The following is a 14,429-nucleotide window of genomic DNA, read 5'->3' as shown; positions in this document are numbered from 1 at the left end:
CCGTGCAATTACTGCGTGGCAAGTTGCACGCGCGCAAGCCAGCAGCGCGTGATCAACCAGATGCACAGGCCCGCCAGGGCCATGGGCAGGGCGACGGGCCAGGTACCGGTCAGGACGCCCTGCCCCACCCCATCGATCCCATGCGAGAAATGCGCCACGGCCTGCCCCAGGGCAAAGGCCACCGCCATGGTGATGAAACCGGACCAGGCCACGGCGCGCCCGGCCGCCTGCGGTAAGTCGCTCACCGCGCCCGCCTGCGAGCACGGCTGGTGGAAACCATGACCGACCACGTAGACCCAGTGTCCAAGCAGCAGCGGCACCATGCGGTCCGGCCACCAGACCGCGCCTGCCAACTGCAGCGCGGCACCGGCCAGGCTGAACCCGGCCCCGAGCTGAACGCAGCGCACCGCTGTGCGCCGGTGCAACAGATGGCGACACCAGGCGGTGCTAAAGGTGTAGACCAGCGAACCACTGGCCGGTATCCAGCCATAGGCCAGTGGACTGAGGCCCAAGCGCTCCACGTAGACCATGGGCGACAGCAGCAGGAAACAAAAGATGCCGCCGTAGGTCGCCGCCGTGAGGCTGCTCCAGGCCCAGAAATTCGCATTGCGCAGTACCTCGCGCGCGCCGCCTTGCGCGCCCTTGGGAGGGGTGGCAGGCCGGGTCTCGGGGAAGCGCCAGGCGCACCAGACCAGCACCACCAGCGCGTAGGCCGTCATGCAGGCCAGGGCCCAGCGCCAGCTGGCGTACTGCGTCATCACGGCGCCGAGCAGCGGCGCGAGCAGGGCCACCACGCCCAGGCCCGACAGGCCGAGCGCCATCACGCGCGGTCCTTCCAGCGCACTGTAGCGGTCGCGCACCGCGGCACGGGCGCAGATCAGGATGGCCGCCATGGCCACGCCCTGCACGGCGCGCCAGCCGGCCAGCGCCGCGATGCTGCCAGCCAGTGTCGCGCCGAGGGCGCCCAGGGCGTAGAGCGCCAAACCCGCCAGCAGCAGCGGTCGGCGGCCCCAGCGATCCGCCAAGGGCCCACTGAACAGCTGGCTGATGCCAAAGGCCAGGGCGAAGACGGTCAGACTGGTGCTGGCCGGACCCAGGTCGCGCGTGATGGCGGGCAGGGCCGGCAGGTACAGGTCGGTCGCGATGGGCTGCGCGCCCAAGAGCAGCAAGAGCAGGACCGTGAAGGTCCCTCCGGGCAAGGCGAGGCGCATGGGGTGAGGATTCGGGGTGGCGGCGCCGCGATCGCTTCGGGCAATTCGGGCATTTCAGATTCGGACAGGCCCTCGGCTGAAGTGCCGAGGCCCGCATTGTCCTCCAGCCGGGGACGCCCCGGCCTCCTTCCCCATTCAGACAGCGGTACCCGTGGTTGCGGCCGCGTGCGCGCCGCCCAGGAACAGGCGCTCGATGTGCGGGTCGGCCAGCAGCTCGGCCGCCGGTCGCTGCAGCACGCGGCGGCCGGATTCCAGCGCGATGGCCTCGTCCGACACCTTGAGCGCGCTCTTGACGTTCTGCTCGACCATCAGCACGGTCGTGCCCTGCTCGGCCAGGCGTCGCAGCAGCTTGAAGACATCCTGCACCACCAGGGGCGACAGGCCGATGGATGGCTCGTCGATCAGCAGCACGCGGGGCCGCAGCAGCAGCGCGCGGCCAATCTCCAGCTGCTTCTGCTCGCCGCCCGACAGCGCCGAAGCCTGGGAGTGCAGGCGCTCGCGCACGCGCGGGAAAAACTCCAGCACCTCGGGAATGCGCGCGTGCGTGGTCTTCATGCCCAGGGTGATGCCACCCAGTTCGAGGTTCTGGTGCACCGTGAGCTGGCCGAAGAGATTGCGCCCCTGGGGCACGAAGGCGATGCCCCGCGCCAGCAGATCCTTCGGGCTGGCGCCGGTGATGTCCTCGCCGTCGAGCAGGATGCGACCCTCGCGGGGTTTCAGCAATCCAAACAGGGTCTTGAGCACGGTGGACTTGCCGGCCCCGTTGGGGCCCAGCAGCAGCGTGATCGCGCCGCGCCGCGCCTGCAGGGACAGCTTGTTGAGGATCATGAAATCCTTGTAGCCCGCGACCACGTCCTGGAATTCAATGCACGAAGTGGTGGCCATGGTCAGTTCCCCAGGTAGGCGTCGAGCACCTGCTTGTTGGCGCGGATCTCGTCCGGCGTGCCGACGGCCAGCACCCGTCCCTCGACCATCACCATGATGCGGTGGCACAGGTCCATCACGAAGTCCATGTTGTGCTCGATCACGACGAAGGAGCTTCTTCGCTCGCGGTTGAGTTGCTTGAGCAGGACCGAGATGCCGCCCACGAGACTGGGGTTGACCCCCGCGCAGGGTTCGTCCAGCAGCACCAGGTCGGGTTCGCTCATGAAGGCCATGGCGATGTCCACCAGTTTTTGCTGACCGTAGCTCAGGCTGCCGGCCGGCTGCTCGGCCACATGCCGGACGCGGAACAGGTCAATCAACGCGTCGGCCTTGCCGCCCAGGCCTGAATCCCCCGGCACGAACAAGCGACTCAACAGGCTGCCCTGGTGTTCCTGCGCGGCCACCAGCAGGTTGTCGCGCACCGACATCTTGCCGAAGACCTGCAGGGTCTGGAAGGTACGGCCGACGCCGCGCCGGCTGAGTTCCAGCGGCGACAGGCCGGTGATGGACTGGCCATTCAACTCGATCGAACCGGCGTCAGGGCTGATCTGGCCCAGCACGCTGTTGAACATCGTGGTCTTGCCCGAACCGTTGGGGCCGATCACGCCGAAGATTTCGCCAGGGCGAACGTCGAAGCTCACGCCGTCCACGGCCTGGATGGCGCCATAGGACTTCTTCAGGCCCTGGACCTTGAGCACGGGGGTGGAAGCCATGGCGCTCATGCCTGGCCTCCTTGCGCGGCGGCAGCGCGCGCCCGTGCGGCCGACGCGGCACGGGCCTGGCGCCGCGCGCGGATGCGGTCCGGAATGCTGAGCAAGCCATCTGGCAGCCAGATCATCATCAGCACCACCGCCGCGCCGAACACGAACAGGTACCAGGCCTGGGCGAAGCGCAGCCATTCCGGCAGCAGCACGCCCACCGCCGCACCGACCACCGGTCCGAGGAAATAACCCGGGCCACCGACGACGACCATGAGGTACATCATGATCGAGGCGCCGACCGTGAACGGCGCGGGTTCGATGAACTGCACCAGGGACGCGAACAGCACGCCCGCCACGCCGGCGTAGGCCGCGCCGATGGCGAAGCTCAGCAGCGTGTAGTTGCGGATGTGCACGCCCAGGCTCTCGGCGCGGATGGGGTTGTCGCGCAGGGCCATGAAAGCCTTGCCCCAGGGCGAACGCAGCAGGCGCCACTGCAGCCAGGCCAGCAGCAGCGTCACGGCGAGCGTGAAGTAGAAGTAGTAGCGGTTGTTCTCGAGCGACCAGCCCAGCAGTTCGGGCCGGGGGATGTTGTTGATGCCGAAGGTGCCGCCGGTCAACCATTCCTCGTTGCGCATCACCAGCCAGACCGCGGTGTTGAACCCCAGGGTGGCGAAGGCCAGGTAGATGGTCTGCACACGCAGGGCCGGAAAGCCCAGGATCAAGCCCACGCCGAAGCAGATCAGCGCGGCCACCGGCAGGCTGAACCAGAAGCTCACGCCCGCCTTCATGAGGATGGCCGCGGTGTAGGCGCCGATACCGAAGAAGGCCGCGTGGCCCAGCGATTTCTGACCGGCGTAGCCCACCGTCAGGTTCAGGCCCATGATGGCGATGACGAAGATCAGCCAGTACGTCAGCAAGTAGACGCCATAGCTCTTGAGGAACTGGGGTGCGATCAGCAGGCCCAGGGCGGCGATCAGCGCCACGATGATGGAAATGCGTTTCATGGGAGCGGCCTCAGACTTTGCGTTCTTCTTTCTTGCCCAGCAGACCCTGCGGCTTGAACAGGATGACCACCATGAAGATCATCAGGGCCACGGCGTCCTTGTAGGCAGGGGACACATAAGCGGCCGCCAGGTTCTCGGCCACGCCCACGATCAAGCCGCCCAGCAAGGCGCCGCGCGAGTTGTTGAAGCCGCCGATGATGGCGGCGAAGAAGGCCTTGGTGCCCAGGCCCTCGCCCATGTCGAACTTGGCCAGGTAGGTCGGCGTGACCAGCAGGGCCGCCGCGCAGGCCAGCAGCGCGTTGATGGCAAAGGCGTAGAAAATCATGCGCGGCACATTGATGCCCAGCACGGTGGCGCTCTCGGCGTTCTGCGCCACCGCCTGCATGGCGCGGCCGGTGACCGTGCGGGTCATGAAGGCCTGGGTGGCGAAGACCAGGGCCAGCGCGGTCAGCAAGGTGCCGACGCCGCCGGAGGTGATGGTCACGCCCGCGATGTTGAACACATGGTCGCCGAAGGGGTTGGGGAAAGGATGCGCCTCGGCGCTGTACCCCGCGCGGATGCCGTTGCTCAGCGTGATGGCCAGACCGATGGTCGCGACCACGATGGGCATCATCCCGTACTTGAACAGCGGGTCCACCACGCCACGCTTGAAGGCCCAGCCCAGCACCAGCACCGAGACCCCGGCCGCCAGCACGAAGCCCAGCCACAGCGGCGCGCCCAGGGCCATGAAGCCCAACATCACAAAAGCCGGCAGCATCACGAATTCGCCCTGGGCGAAATTGATGGTGCCGCTGGCCTGCCACAGCAGGGTGAAGCCCAGGGCCGCCAGTCCATAGATGGCGCCCGTGGCCAGGCCGCTGATCAGTAGTTGCAGAAAGTCAGTCATGGGATTCCGGCTCCCGCCGGCCGCGCGACACGGTGGCGGGAACATCAAACACGGGGAAAGAAAATTGGGTCTGAAAACTGCCCCACCCCGCGCCGGTCTGCGCGGAGGCCCTCACGGCCCGATCCAGACCTTATCTTCTCTTTTGATTACTTCTTGCCCAGCGGCGGTAGCGTGGCCACCACCACCTGCTTGCCGTTCCGAACTTCGACCATGAAGCTCTCGCGATCGATGTCGCCCTTGTCGTCGAAGCTCACGTCCATCAGAACGCCCGGGTGCTGCTTGGCGGTGAAAGTGACGTTCTTCAGCGCCTGGGCCACGGCGACGCGGTCGAACTTGCCGGCCTTCTCGATCGCGGCCTTGAGCACATACACGCCGGTGTAGCCCTTGATGCCGTTGTGATCCGAGACGTAGTTGTATTCCTTCTGGAACTTGGCGCCGAAGGCCTGGGTCGGCGGCGCATCAACGGTCAGACCCACGTGGGCCACGGCGCCATTGGCAGCATCGCCCGCCAGCTCGATCACCTTCTGGCCGGTCAGCGTGGTTTCGCCGATGATGGGCTTGGTCCAGCCCTGCTTGCGGAACTCGCGCAGCGCGCGGGCCGACTCTTCCTCGTTCGTGTAGACGAACACGGCGTCGGCATTGCTCTGCTTGACCGCCAGCACGGTGGCAGAGAAGTCGATCTGGCCCTGGTTGGTGGAGATGTCGGCCACCACCTTGGTCGGGCTGCCTTCCATCAGCTTGACGATGGCATCACGCCCGCCCTTGCCGAAGTCATTGTTCACGTAGACCACGGCCAGGGTCTTGGCCTTGCCGTTGATGTAGCGCGCGAGCTTGGGAAAGGAGGTGGACTGGCCAAAGCTGGTCCTGAACACATAGGGGTTGCCCTGCTGCGTGATGGACGCCGCCTCGCCGCCCGTGAAGTTGGGTACTTCGGCGCGGCGCGATTCGGCCATGCTGACCATGATGGAACCCGAGAACACCGGCCCGAAGATGGCGAACACCTCCTCGTCCACCGCCTTCTGCGTCAGGCCCTTGGCCACGCCGGGGTTGCTCTGTGTGTCGTAAGTTGTGGACTGGATCTTGCGGCCCAGGATGCCGCCCGTCGCGTTGATTTCCTTGACGGCCAGTTCAACGCCGTTCTTGAAGTTGGTGCCAGCCGTGGCCCCAGCGCCGGACAGCTCCACGATGTTGGCGATCTTGACGACTTGCTGCGCCAGCGCCGCCGTGGCACAAGCAGCGCTCAGGGCACAAGCGGCCAAGAGCTGGAGGGTGAAACGTTTCTGCATGAATGTCTCCTGTGTTGTTGAAGGTGAGGTAACGCGTTGGGAAATCGAAGCAAGCGGTCAATGGACCACGGGTCGCGCTTGCGCAACCCAGGATTGTGCCGAGTCGCCGGGGCGCGGAATCTCCCGCGCCAGCACGGTCGGATAGATCAGCTCGCGCAAAAACGTGGCGTCCTGCCGCACGGCCTGCGCCGCCTCGGGGTAGCCGAAAAAATCGAGGTAAAGCGGGGCTTGTTGAATCAGCATCTCGAACCCAGGCTGGGCATGCAGACCGCGTGCGCGGGCCGCGCGCACCAGAGGCGTGGGCTGGTTCTTCATCAGGATGTCCACCAGGGCCGCGTGCGGCGCCATGCGGCTGACATCGAGCGGCAGCGGATCGTCGGCCCGCAAGCCCAGCGGCGAGGCGTGAATCACGAGGTCAAACCCGGCGGGATCGTTGTCCTGAGCCGCCCGCACCTGTGTCGCACCGCCCTGCCCTTGCCCACGAGCCCCGGCGAGGCGGGCAGCCACGCCCGCTGCCTTGCCGGGCACCGGGTCATACAGCGCCAGTTCGGCCGCCACCCCCGCCAGCGACGCCCCGATGGCGGCGGCACCACCCCCGGCCCCCAGGATGAGCACACGCCGCCCGGCGTAGGCCATGCCGAAATGGTCCAACGAGGCCCGCAAGCCTTCTCCGTCGAAGAGCCCCCCTTCCAGCCGGCCCGACGCCGTGCGCCGGATGCCATTGACCGCACCGGCCAGACGGCCCAGGGGGAACAGTCGTCCAGCAGGTCCATCACCAGCGCCTTGTGCGGGATGGCCAGGAACAGACCGCGCACATTGCGCGCGAGGAAAACTGCCTGCACGAACGACTCGATGTCCGTCGGCGCCACATGCACCGGCACCAGCACCGCGTTGATGCCCAGGGCGGCGAACACCCGGTTGAAGACTTCCGGCGCTCGGACCTGCTCGACCGGATAGCCCGGTATCAGGAACAAATCCGTGCTCCCGCTCACGGGGGGAACAAGCGCATGGGACAGGTTCATGGGGATGCGGGCACCAAGGGTGGAAGATTGGGAATCGGCGCGAATTTAGTGGATTCCGCCGCGCCTCGTTCCACAGCGGCCCGAGCATTGCGCGAATATCGATCAAAATTGCGCGCTGATCGAACGCATCCAGGGTTTCACCTGAACTGTCCGCCATGCGCCCGCTCCGCACAATGCCGCCCGTGATCCCCGGCGCCCACAGCTCCCCTCCCCCGCTCGACAAACGCGACTGGATCGCCGGCCTGGAAAAAGGCCTGGCGGTCATCGAGGCGTTCGATGACGCCAATCCACGCCTGACCAGCACGCAAGCCGGTGAGCGCTGTGGCATGACGCGCACCGCGACGCGGCGTTACCTGCTGACCTTGGTCCACCTGGGTTATGTCGCCACGGACGGCAAGCTCTTCTGGTTGACGCCGCGCGTGCTGCGCCTCGGACGCTCTTACCTGGAATCGGCCCGGCTGCCACGCATCGTGCAGCCCTTCCTGCAACGCGCCACTGCGGGCATCGGCGAGACGGCCTACGTCAGCGTGCTGGACGGGGACGAGATCGTGTGCATCGCGCGCAACGGCCCGAACCGCAACATGAACACGGGCTATGTGCTGGGCGCGCGCGTGCAGGCGCAGGTCACGGCGGCGGGCATGCTGTTGCTCGCCTTGGGCGATGAGGGTGAGGCCGAAGATTGGCTGGCCCGTCAGGAGCTGAAGGCCTACACCTCTCACACCATCATCCGCAAGGGGCGCCTGCGCGAGGAACTGGCCCACATTCGCCAGCGCGGCTGGGCCATTTCGGAACAGCAGCTCGAACTGAACTACCGCGGGATCGCGGTGCCCCTGGTCGATCATCATGGCGATGTGGTGGCCGCACTGAACGTCACGATGCCCATGGGCCAGGAAAGCGGAGCAGACGCCGCAGCCCGCGTGCTGCCGGTGCTGCAGGAAACGGCGCGGGCCATGCGCAATCTGATCTGAAGCGGACTGCAGGCCCAGGGGCCACGGCCAGAACGGCAGGCGGCCGATGGCGCGCCGCCTGCGCCCACGTGGCGCGCTACTTCTTCTCGCTGAAAGGCACGCCAGCGATGAACCAGTCCTGGCGCTTGATCTCGGTGATCAGCACATCGACCGCCTCGGGGGGAACACCCAGGGTGCGGATCGTGACCTCGGTCAGGGCCTGAGCGTATTGTTTCTTCTGCTCGGGTGTGCGGCCTTCGAGCATTTCGACGTGGAGGACGGGCATGGTGGGATCCTTCTGAAGAATGGGAGGGAATCGGTGATCACGCGGCGTCAGACACCTGACCCGGGATGGGTGGAACGGGCAATTGCACGTCGCCACACTGGGCACGGTGACGCAAGGCGTGGTCGATCAGCACCAGGGCCAGCAAGGCTTCGGCGATGGGCGTGGCGCGCACGCCCACGCAGGGATCATGGCGCCCTTTGGTGATCAGCTCGGTCGCCTCGCCGGAAGTATCGATGGACACGCGCGGCACAAGGATGGAACTGGTCGGCTTGAGGGCGATGGACACCTCGATGTCCTGCCCGGTGCTGATGCCACCGAGCACGCCGCCCGCCTTGTTGCCGACAAAACCCTCGGGGGTGAGTGCGTCGCCATGCGTGCTGCCCTTGTCCGCCACCGCCGCGAAGCCGGCGCCGATTTCCACGCCCTTGACGGCATTGAGGCCCATCATCGCGTAAGCAATGTCCGCGTCCAGTTTGTCGTACAGCGGCTCGCCCAAGCCAACCGGCACCCGGGTTGCTATCACGCGCAGGCGGGCACCGCAGGAATCACCCGATTTGCGCAAGGCCTGAAGGTAATGCTCCAGCGCCGACACATCCGCCACGGGCGCGAAGAAGGGGTTGTGCGCAACGTGGGCCCAGGATTCAAAGGGAATCTGGACTTCGCCGATCTGCGTCATGCAGGCGCGGATTTCGACGCCAAATTTTTCCAGCAGCCATTTGCGCGCCACCGCCCCCGCCGCCACCGTGGGGGCGGTCAGGCGCGCGGAAGAACGCCCGCCACCCCGCGGGTCGCGGATGCCGTACTTGCGCCAATAGCTGTAGTCCGCATGTCCGGGACGGAAGGTCTGCAGGATGTCGCCATAGTCCTTGCTGCGCTGGTCGGTGTTGCGGATCAGCAAGGCGATGGGGGTGCCGGTGGTCTTGCCTTCGTAGACGCCCGACAGGATCTCGACCTGGTCGGCCTCGTTGCGCTGGGTGACGAACTTGCTCGTGCCGGGACGGCGGCGGTCCAGCTCGGGCTGGATGTCCTCGACCGAGAGGTCCATGCCAGGCGGGCAACCATCGATGACACAGCCGATGGCCGGACCGTGGGATTCGCCGAAATTGGTGACGCTGAAAAGTAGACCAAAGGTATTGCCGCTCATGGCCGGCATTATCCCCGAGGCCTAAGCATTGAACGCAGAGTTGACGCCAGGCGCGGCCCTTAGCGTGGCGGGGTTCAATGTTCGATGAAGGGTGCCATGCGGCCCCAGTTCGCCTTCCACCCGGCACACACCGGCGCAGATTTTTTAGCACTTACACTGCCAGTACACAAGATATTTGGTGCACGAGGAACGACCAACCATGCTGCTTGCCTGGCTCCGCCGTCTTCACCCCGGCAATTTCCGCGGGCGCCTGACTCTCTGGTTCGGCCTGCTGTCGCTGACGACCCTGCTCATTGTTGGCCTGTATGTGGGCCGCATCGCCTCCCTGGAGCTTGCGGAATTTGGCGGTCGTACGCTGCACATCAGCGCGCGGTCCGCTGCGGATCTACTGGCCAGCAACCTCAGCGAGCGAGACCGGGAAATTCGACTGTTGCGTGAGTCGCTGGTCTTCGCAAATGGCGATCTGCACAATCCGGAAATAGGACGAATGCTGACCGTGCGCCAGCAGACCCATGACGAATACGCCTGGATTGGCGTCGTCGATCTCCATGGCACCGTGCTTCAAGCCCCCAAGGACTTGCTGGTTGGGAACAAGATCGGACATTGGCCTTGGTATCAGGCTGCGCTCAAGGGGCCCTACACCGGTGACGTGCACGAAGCCCAGTTGCTGGCGGAACAATTTCCGCAGCGAGCCGCCAAGGAGCCCATGCGCTTCATTGACTTTGCCGCCCCGATTCTTGACGCGCAAGGCCGGGTCCGTGGCGTGTTGGGTGCCCAGGCCCACTGGGACTGGGTGATTGATATGGCGGAAGCCGCCACAACCCAGAATGCGACCCAGCGTCAGTTGGAAATGCTGATCGCCGACGTGAACGGCAACATCCTCTACCCATTCCATCACACAGGTTCACTGCAGTTGCCGAAGCCGGTTCAACCAGATAAACCCTACGAAATCTTGCGCTGGAACGACGACCGAGACTATCTCACCAGTATCGCGGAGGTTCAGGCCAAGACAAGCACACCGCTAGGCTGGCGTATCGTGTTGCGCCAACCCCTGGATGACGCGGTACGGCCCTTGAGAACCCTGCACCGCGAACTGGAGATTTTTGGACTGGTTGTTGCCTTTGTGTTCGCTTTCATCGCCTACCGCTTGGCCACTCGCGTCAGCCAGCCCATCGAGCAACTTGCCCGAGCCGTGCGTGACGTCGAGCGTCGTGACCGTCTGCCGGTCTATCCTGATGAGCACAAGCAAATCAACGAAATTCGCCAACTCAGCGCTTCGATCCAGTCCATGACAGGTGCGCTACTGCGCCATGAAAAGGAGCTGAAAACACTCAATGCCTCCCTCGAACAGCAAGTGCACGAACGGACCGAGGCGCTGTCCATCGCCAACCAGGAATTGGAGCGTTTGGCCACCGTGGACGGTTTGACCGGAGTCCATAACCGTCGGCACTTCGATGCCCGCATCAAGGAGGCATTTCAGCTGTTGGGCCGCAGCGAGCGTGGTTTTGGCCTGCTGCTGCTGGACATCGACCATTTCAAGTCCATCAACGACCGCCACGGCCATCAGGCAGGTGACGAAGTGCTGCGACGCCTGGGTCAATTGCTCACTCAATCAACACGGGTCACCGACTTCGTGGCCCGTTACGGTGGCGAGGAATTCGTGGTGCTGCTGCCCGAATGCACAGACCCCAATGAAGGCTCGGCCGTCGCCGAGAAGATCCGCGCAGCCGTGGCGGCGACGGATTTTCCTGAAGTCGGACAGGTCACGGCCAGCGTGGGCCTGAGCCTCGCGCGCAAGGACGACGCCAGCGCCGAGGCCGTGGTCACCCGGGCGGACCAGGCCCTGTACGAAGCCAAGGCCCAGGGCCGCAACCGGGTGGTCGCGCGCTGAGCGTGTGCTGCCCGAACTTGTCCTGGGGCTCAGGGACGGAAACGCCGCCAGGCTTTTTCGCCGATCCAGACGAAGACCACCAGGATGACGATCTGCGTGAGAGCAAATGGCGCCTCCTTCTGGGTAGGCGCCAAGCGGGCCAGGGCAGGCGTCTTGACAAAGAGCTGCACCATGAGCACGAAGGCATTGAGGTAGAGCGCCGTCACCGCGGTCACGACGTAGACACGACGCCAGCCTCCGAACATCTTCCTGCCGTAGCGCGCGTAGACGCAGAGCGCCAGGGCCAGCAGGGAAATGGCGCCCACGATGTGCGAGGGCAGCACCTTGTCAGCCGGAAACCCATAACCCGTAATGCTGGTGGCGATGGTGGTGGACAGAAAAAACGCGGTCCAGCCGTCCAGGCGCGCGCCGGACACCAGCCCCCCCGCCACAACCAGGCCGGCGACGAGGCCGAGCACGCTGAGCAGCACATGGATCAGGGTAAAGGTGGACAGATCGAAAGGCATGGGAACTCCCGGCAGTTGACAGTGGTTCCGTTATAGCAAGACCGGGCGTGCTGCGCCACTGCTGACGACACACCATGGCGCGCACGCCACATCACGGTGGCCTACGGGCAGATGCCGGGGCGGTAGAGTGGAAACCCCCAAGCCGCTCCCGCTTCAGGGCCGCCGGAAAGCCTGGCGAGCCAAGTCGACGCGAGCGCGCACCACGCAGTCCGTCGCATGGTCGTTCACCAGCCCCATGGCCTGCATGAAGGCATAGACCGTGGTCGGCCCCACGAACTTCCAGCCCCGCTGCTTGAGCTCCTTGGACAAAACCACCGATGCCGGCGAGGTGGACTGGGTCTGTGGCTCGACCAGCGTGCGGACCTCGGGTTCAAGTCGCCAGACGAAGGCTGCCAGGGAACCTTCCTGATCCACCAGTTCAAGCATCCGCTGGGCGTTGTTGATCACCGCTTCGATCTTGCCGCGATGCCGTACGATGCCTGCGTCATCCAGCAGGCGCAGCACGTCGCGTTCGGTGTAGTGCGCAATCCGCTCGAAGTCAAAACCGTGGAAAGCCGCGCGGAAGTTCTCGCGCTTGCTCAGGATGGTGCGCCAGCTCAAACCCGACTGGAAACCTTCCAGGCACAGTTTTTCGAACAGGCGCCGGTCATCTGCCACGGGCTGGCCCCATTCCTCGTCATGGTAGGCCAGGTATTCAGGCGTGGTGCTGCACCAGTGGCAGCGCGGCTGACCATCCGGCGCGATCCAGGTTTTGTTCATGTCTGTTCTTTGCCGGCACTCGCCGCCGCCGCCGCAGTCGGATCCCCCAGGCCGCGGTTGAGCACGCACGCCCTCTGTACGAGACGTTGCACGGTCGCTTTCTCCAGCGGAGTCTCACGCAGCAATTCCAGCGTCGCCATCTCGTATTTGCCGCCGGGCTTGAGACGCGGTTCGATGTGTCTCAGACGCAGGCCGCGCCAGAAACCGAACAAAATCCGCTGCGACTCGACCCGAATCAGCAACACCGGCCCGTGCATGAAATACACGAGATGGCCCCATCGCAAACGCTCCTCGACCTGGGGCACGGTCGTCAGCGCCATCAACCGCAAAGCGCCCACATAGGCACGCTGCCAGTCGGTGAGACAGGCCATGTATTCATCGGGTGTACGGGCGGAAGCCAGATTCATCTTCATGGAATACGTCCTGTGTGCCTGTCATGCATGCGGCGGTCCCCAGACGGCGAACTCGTTGCCACTGGGCTCGGTGAAATGAAATCTGCGGCCACCCGGGAACGAGAAAATCGGTTTGACGATGCGCCCTCCGGCACCCACGACCTTGGCCAGGGTGACTTCCAGATCGTCGCTGTAGAACACCAGCAGGGCACTGCCCTGCTCGACGCGGGCCGACAAATCCGACTGGAAGAAGCCGCCATCCAGTCCCTCGCCGACAAACGCGATGTAGGCCGGGCCGTAGTCTTCGAAAGTCCAGCCAAAGGCAGTCTGAAAGAAGGCTTTGGTCTCAGCCAGGTTCTGCGCGGGGTATTCAACGTAGTTCAGCTTTTCGTGGGCGGGCATGTCAGGTTCCTTACTTCCAGCGCAGCGGCGCCGTGATCGCGGGCAAGCCGATGATCGGCGCCAGGATCGGCAGTTTCTCGAGCGCGGCCTAGGCGGCGCGGGTTACCCCAATCCGTCGTCGGTTCATGGAGGAACCGGCAGTATCCCTCAAAGCCGCGCCATCAGGCCGCTCCGCGCCGTCCGAACAAGGGCGAAGAAGCACTGACCAACGCCAGATCGGCTGCGGCCTGCCGCAGCGCAGCGCCCAACTCCTGCATGCGCGGCACCGTGAGCCGCTGCAAGGGACCAGCAATGGTGATCACGCCCACGGCCTCGCCACCACGACGCAGAATGGGCGCGGCCATGGCCGACATGCCCGACGCGTACGACTCCACGATCATGCTGTAGCCGCGCTGGCGGTCCTCGTCGAGGATCTTCATCAGCGCCTTGTAGGTCGTGGGCGCCTTGGGGCCGTATTGCTTCGGGCTGCCGAAGCCCTGGGTCGCCACCAGTGCGATCGCGCGCTCCTCGCACAGCGTCATGAGCCAGGCATGCCCTCCCGCGCTGCAGGACAAACGCACGTCGATGCCCATGTCCGGGTCATAGCGCAGACCGGTGCGCGCGCCCTGGGCCTTGGCCACGAAGGTCAGGCGATCGCCATCCACCAGGGCCAGGCGAACCAGATCACCCGCGCTTTCGGCCAAGCGGTCAATGATGGGCTGGGCCAGATCCACGATGCCGGTGCCGCCAAGAAAGCTCAGGCCCAGCGCCGGCAGCTTGGTGGTGAGCGCGTAGTCACCGTGCTCGCGCACCTGCCGCACGTAGCCGCAACGCAACAGTTCCTGCAGCAGGCGGTGGCAGGCGCTGCGCGGCAGGCCCAGGTCGTCGGCCAGCGCAGCAAGGGGCAAGCCCTCGGGTTGAGCCGCCAAGGTCTCAAGAATGAGCAGGGCGCGATCCACCGCGCCCACGGCTTGCCTCTCCGATTGATTCGACATTGTGAAATCAGATTCCTATTTGGAACAGCATTCAGAACTGCTTCCTATCATGCCCGAACACCGCCGCTCGACGGTGACACCATCGACAACAGGA

Annotated in this window: 15 protein-coding genes and 1 pseudogene; 2 read left to right on the top strand and 14 right to left on the bottom strand. The window is 65.1% G+C overall.

The features are described from left to right. Window positions 1–8: 8 nt before the first annotated feature. The 7 genes and pseudogenes from DW355_RS11020 to DW355_RS10990 form a co-directional block, all read right to left on the bottom strand. A complete protein-coding gene (locus tag DW355_RS11020) occupies window positions 9–1,211 on the bottom strand; it encodes an MFS transporter (protein WP_131280102.1) in 1,203 nt (400 codons plus the stop codon). Window positions 1,212–1,346: 135 nt separating this feature from the next. Beyond that, entirely contained in the window at window positions 1,347–2,096 is a 750-nt protein-coding gene (locus tag DW355_RS11015; protein ID WP_131280100.1) for an ABC transporter ATP-binding protein, read from the bottom strand. A gap of 2 nt (window positions 2,097–2,098) precedes the next feature. Continuing rightward, entirely contained in the window at window positions 2,099–2,857 is a 759-nt protein-coding gene (locus tag DW355_RS11010; RefSeq protein WP_131280098.1) for an ABC transporter ATP-binding protein, read from the bottom strand. Next, a complete protein-coding gene (locus tag DW355_RS11005; RefSeq protein WP_131280096.1) occupies window positions 2,854–3,840 on the bottom strand; it encodes a branched-chain amino acid ABC transporter permease in 987 nt (328 codons plus the stop codon). The genes DW355_RS11010 and DW355_RS11005 overlap by 4 nt, the downstream gene beginning before the upstream one ends. 10 nt (window positions 3,841–3,850) lie before the next feature. After that, window positions 3,851–4,726, bottom strand: coding sequence for a branched-chain amino acid ABC transporter permease (locus DW355_RS11000; RefSeq protein WP_131280094.1), 876 nt, complete (start codon window positions 4,724–4,726; stop codon window positions 3,851–3,853). Between the two features lie 146 nt (window positions 4,727–4,872). Continuing rightward, window positions 4,873–6,012 carry an ABC transporter substrate-binding protein gene (locus DW355_RS10995; protein WP_131280092.1) on the bottom strand — a complete coding sequence of 380 codons (1,140 nt, stop codon included), beginning with the start codon at window positions 6,010–6,012 and terminating at the stop codon, window positions 4,873–4,875. Between the two features lie 57 nt (window positions 6,013–6,069). Continuing rightward, window positions 6,070–7,034 (bottom strand): annotated as a pseudogene (locus DW355_RS10990) (shikimate dehydrogenase family protein). Window positions 7,035–7,189: 155 nt separating this feature from the next. Here DW355_RS10990 and DW355_RS10985 point away from each other — a divergent pair. Beyond that, window positions 7,190–8,002, top strand: a complete 813-nt coding sequence (locus DW355_RS10985) for an IclR family transcriptional regulator domain-containing protein (RefSeq protein ID WP_242671116.1) — start codon at window positions 7,190–7,192, stop codon at window positions 8,000–8,002. Between the two features lie 76 nt (window positions 8,003–8,078). Here the strand turns inward: DW355_RS10985 and DW355_RS10980 are convergent, their stop codons facing one another. Both DW355_RS10980 and aroC read right to left on the bottom strand, forming a co-directional pair. After that, window positions 8,079–8,267, bottom strand: coding sequence for a 4-oxalocrotonate tautomerase (locus DW355_RS10980; RefSeq protein ID WP_242671115.1), 189 nt, complete (start codon window positions 8,265–8,267; stop codon window positions 8,079–8,081). A gap of 37 nt (window positions 8,268–8,304) precedes the next feature. Beyond that, the gene (gene aroC / locus DW355_RS10975; RefSeq protein ID WP_131280090.1) at window positions 8,305–9,411 is read right to left on the bottom strand and encodes a chorismate synthase; all 1,107 of its coding nucleotides are present in this window, start codon (window positions 9,409–9,411) and stop codon (window positions 8,305–8,307) included. A gap of 199 nt (window positions 9,412–9,610) precedes the next feature. Here aroC and DW355_RS10970 point away from each other — a divergent pair, with 199 nt between their 5' ends. Continuing rightward, window positions 9,611–11,302, top strand: a complete 1,692-nt coding sequence (locus DW355_RS10970) for a sensor domain-containing diguanylate cyclase (RefSeq protein WP_131280088.1) — start codon at window positions 9,611–9,613, stop codon at window positions 11,300–11,302. A gap of 29 nt (window positions 11,303–11,331) precedes the next feature. Here the strand turns inward: DW355_RS10970 and DW355_RS10965 are convergent, their stop codons facing one another. The 5 genes from DW355_RS10965 to DW355_RS10945 all read right to left on the bottom strand — a co-directional run bounded on the left by DW355_RS10965 (window position 11,332) and on the right by DW355_RS10945 (window position 14,335). Further along, a complete protein-coding gene (locus tag DW355_RS10965; RefSeq protein WP_131280086.1) occupies window positions 11,332–11,808 on the bottom strand; it encodes a hypothetical protein in 477 nt (158 codons plus the stop codon). Between the two features lie 153 nt (window positions 11,809–11,961). Further along, the gene (locus tag DW355_RS10960) at window positions 11,962–12,567 is read right to left on the bottom strand and encodes a DNA-3-methyladenine glycosylase I (RefSeq protein ID WP_131280084.1); all 606 of its coding nucleotides are present in this window, start codon (window positions 12,565–12,567) and stop codon (window positions 11,962–11,964) included. After that, entirely contained in the window at window positions 12,564–12,980 is a 417-nt protein-coding gene (locus DW355_RS10955; protein WP_131280082.1) for a DUF1801 domain-containing protein, read from the bottom strand. Before DW355_RS10955 ends, DW355_RS10960 begins: the two co-directional genes overlap by 4 nt. A gap of 21 nt (window positions 12,981–13,001) precedes the next feature. Then, complete coding sequence (locus DW355_RS10950; RefSeq protein ID WP_131280080.1) at window positions 13,002–13,361, bottom strand: VOC family protein; 360 nt, start codon at window positions 13,359–13,361, stop codon at window positions 13,002–13,004. A gap of 161 nt (window positions 13,362–13,522) precedes the next feature. Next, a complete protein-coding gene (locus DW355_RS10945; protein ID WP_131280078.1) occupies window positions 13,523–14,335 on the bottom strand; it encodes an IclR family transcriptional regulator in 813 nt (270 codons plus the stop codon). Between the last annotated feature and the right edge of the window lie 94 nt (window positions 14,336–14,429).

The sequence above is a fragment of the Hylemonella gracilis genome, assembly GCF_004328645.1.
In the GTDB taxonomy this organism is placed as follows: Bacteria; Pseudomonadota; Gammaproteobacteria; order Burkholderiales; family Burkholderiaceae_C; genus Hylemonella; species Hylemonella gracilis_B.
Note: the sequence above shows the minus strand (reverse complement) of the source record. Positions and strands in the feature narration are given on the sequence as shown.

What these genes read in the sequence shown, in the direction of transcription:
- DW355_RS11020 (WP_131280102.1), bottom strand. Translation starts at nt 1,211, where the DNA reads ATGCGCCTCGCCTTGCCCGGAGGGACCTTCACGGTCCTGCTCTTGCTG.
- DW355_RS11015 (WP_131280100.1), bottom strand. Translation starts at nt 2,096, where the DNA reads ATGGCCACCACTTCGTGCATTGAATTCCAGGACGTGGTCGCGGGCTAC.
- DW355_RS11010 (WP_131280098.1), bottom strand. Translation starts at nt 2,857, where the DNA reads ATGAGCGCCATGGCTTCCACCCCCGTGCTCAAGGTCCAGGGCCTGAAG.
- DW355_RS11005 (WP_131280096.1), bottom strand. Translation starts at nt 3,840, where the DNA reads ATGAAACGCATTTCCATCATCGTGGCGCTGATCGCCGCCCTGGGCCTG.
- DW355_RS11000 (WP_131280094.1), bottom strand. Translation starts at nt 4,726, where the DNA reads ATGACTGACTTTCTGCAACTACTGATCAGCGGCCTGGCCACGGGCGCC.
- DW355_RS10995 (WP_131280092.1), bottom strand. Translation starts at nt 6,012, where the DNA reads ATGCAGAAACGTTTCACCCTCCAGCTCTTGGCCGCTTGTGCCCTGAGC.
- DW355_RS10985 (WP_242671116.1), top strand. Translation starts at nt 7,190, where the DNA reads ATGCGCCCGCTCCGCACAATGCCGCCCGTGATCCCCGGCGCCCACAGC.
- DW355_RS10980 (WP_242671115.1), bottom strand. Translation starts at nt 8,267, where the DNA reads ATGCCCGTCCTCCACGTCGAAATGCTCGAAGGCCGCACACCCGAGCAG.
- aroC (WP_131280090.1), bottom strand. Translation starts at nt 9,411, where the DNA reads ATGAGCGGCAATACCTTTGGTCTACTTTTCAGCGTCACCAATTTCGGC.
- DW355_RS10970 (WP_131280088.1), top strand. Translation starts at nt 9,611, where the DNA reads ATGCTGCTTGCCTGGCTCCGCCGTCTTCACCCCGGCAATTTCCGCGGG.
- DW355_RS10965 (WP_131280086.1), bottom strand. Translation starts at nt 11,808, where the DNA reads ATGCCTTTCGATCTGTCCACCTTTACCCTGATCCATGTGCTGCTCAGC.
- DW355_RS10960 (WP_131280084.1), bottom strand. Translation starts at nt 12,567, where the DNA reads ATGAACAAAACCTGGATCGCGCCGGATGGTCAGCCGCGCTGCCACTGG.
- DW355_RS10955 (WP_131280082.1), bottom strand. Translation starts at nt 12,980, where the DNA reads ATGAAGATGAATCTGGCTTCCGCCCGTACACCCGATGAATACATGGCC.
- DW355_RS10950 (WP_131280080.1), bottom strand. Translation starts at nt 13,361, where the DNA reads ATGCCCGCCCACGAAAAGCTGAACTACGTTGAATACCCCGCGCAGAAC.
- DW355_RS10945 (WP_131280078.1), bottom strand. Translation starts at nt 14,335, where the DNA reads ATGTCGAATCAATCGGAGAGGCAAGCCGTGGGCGCGGTGGATCGCGCC.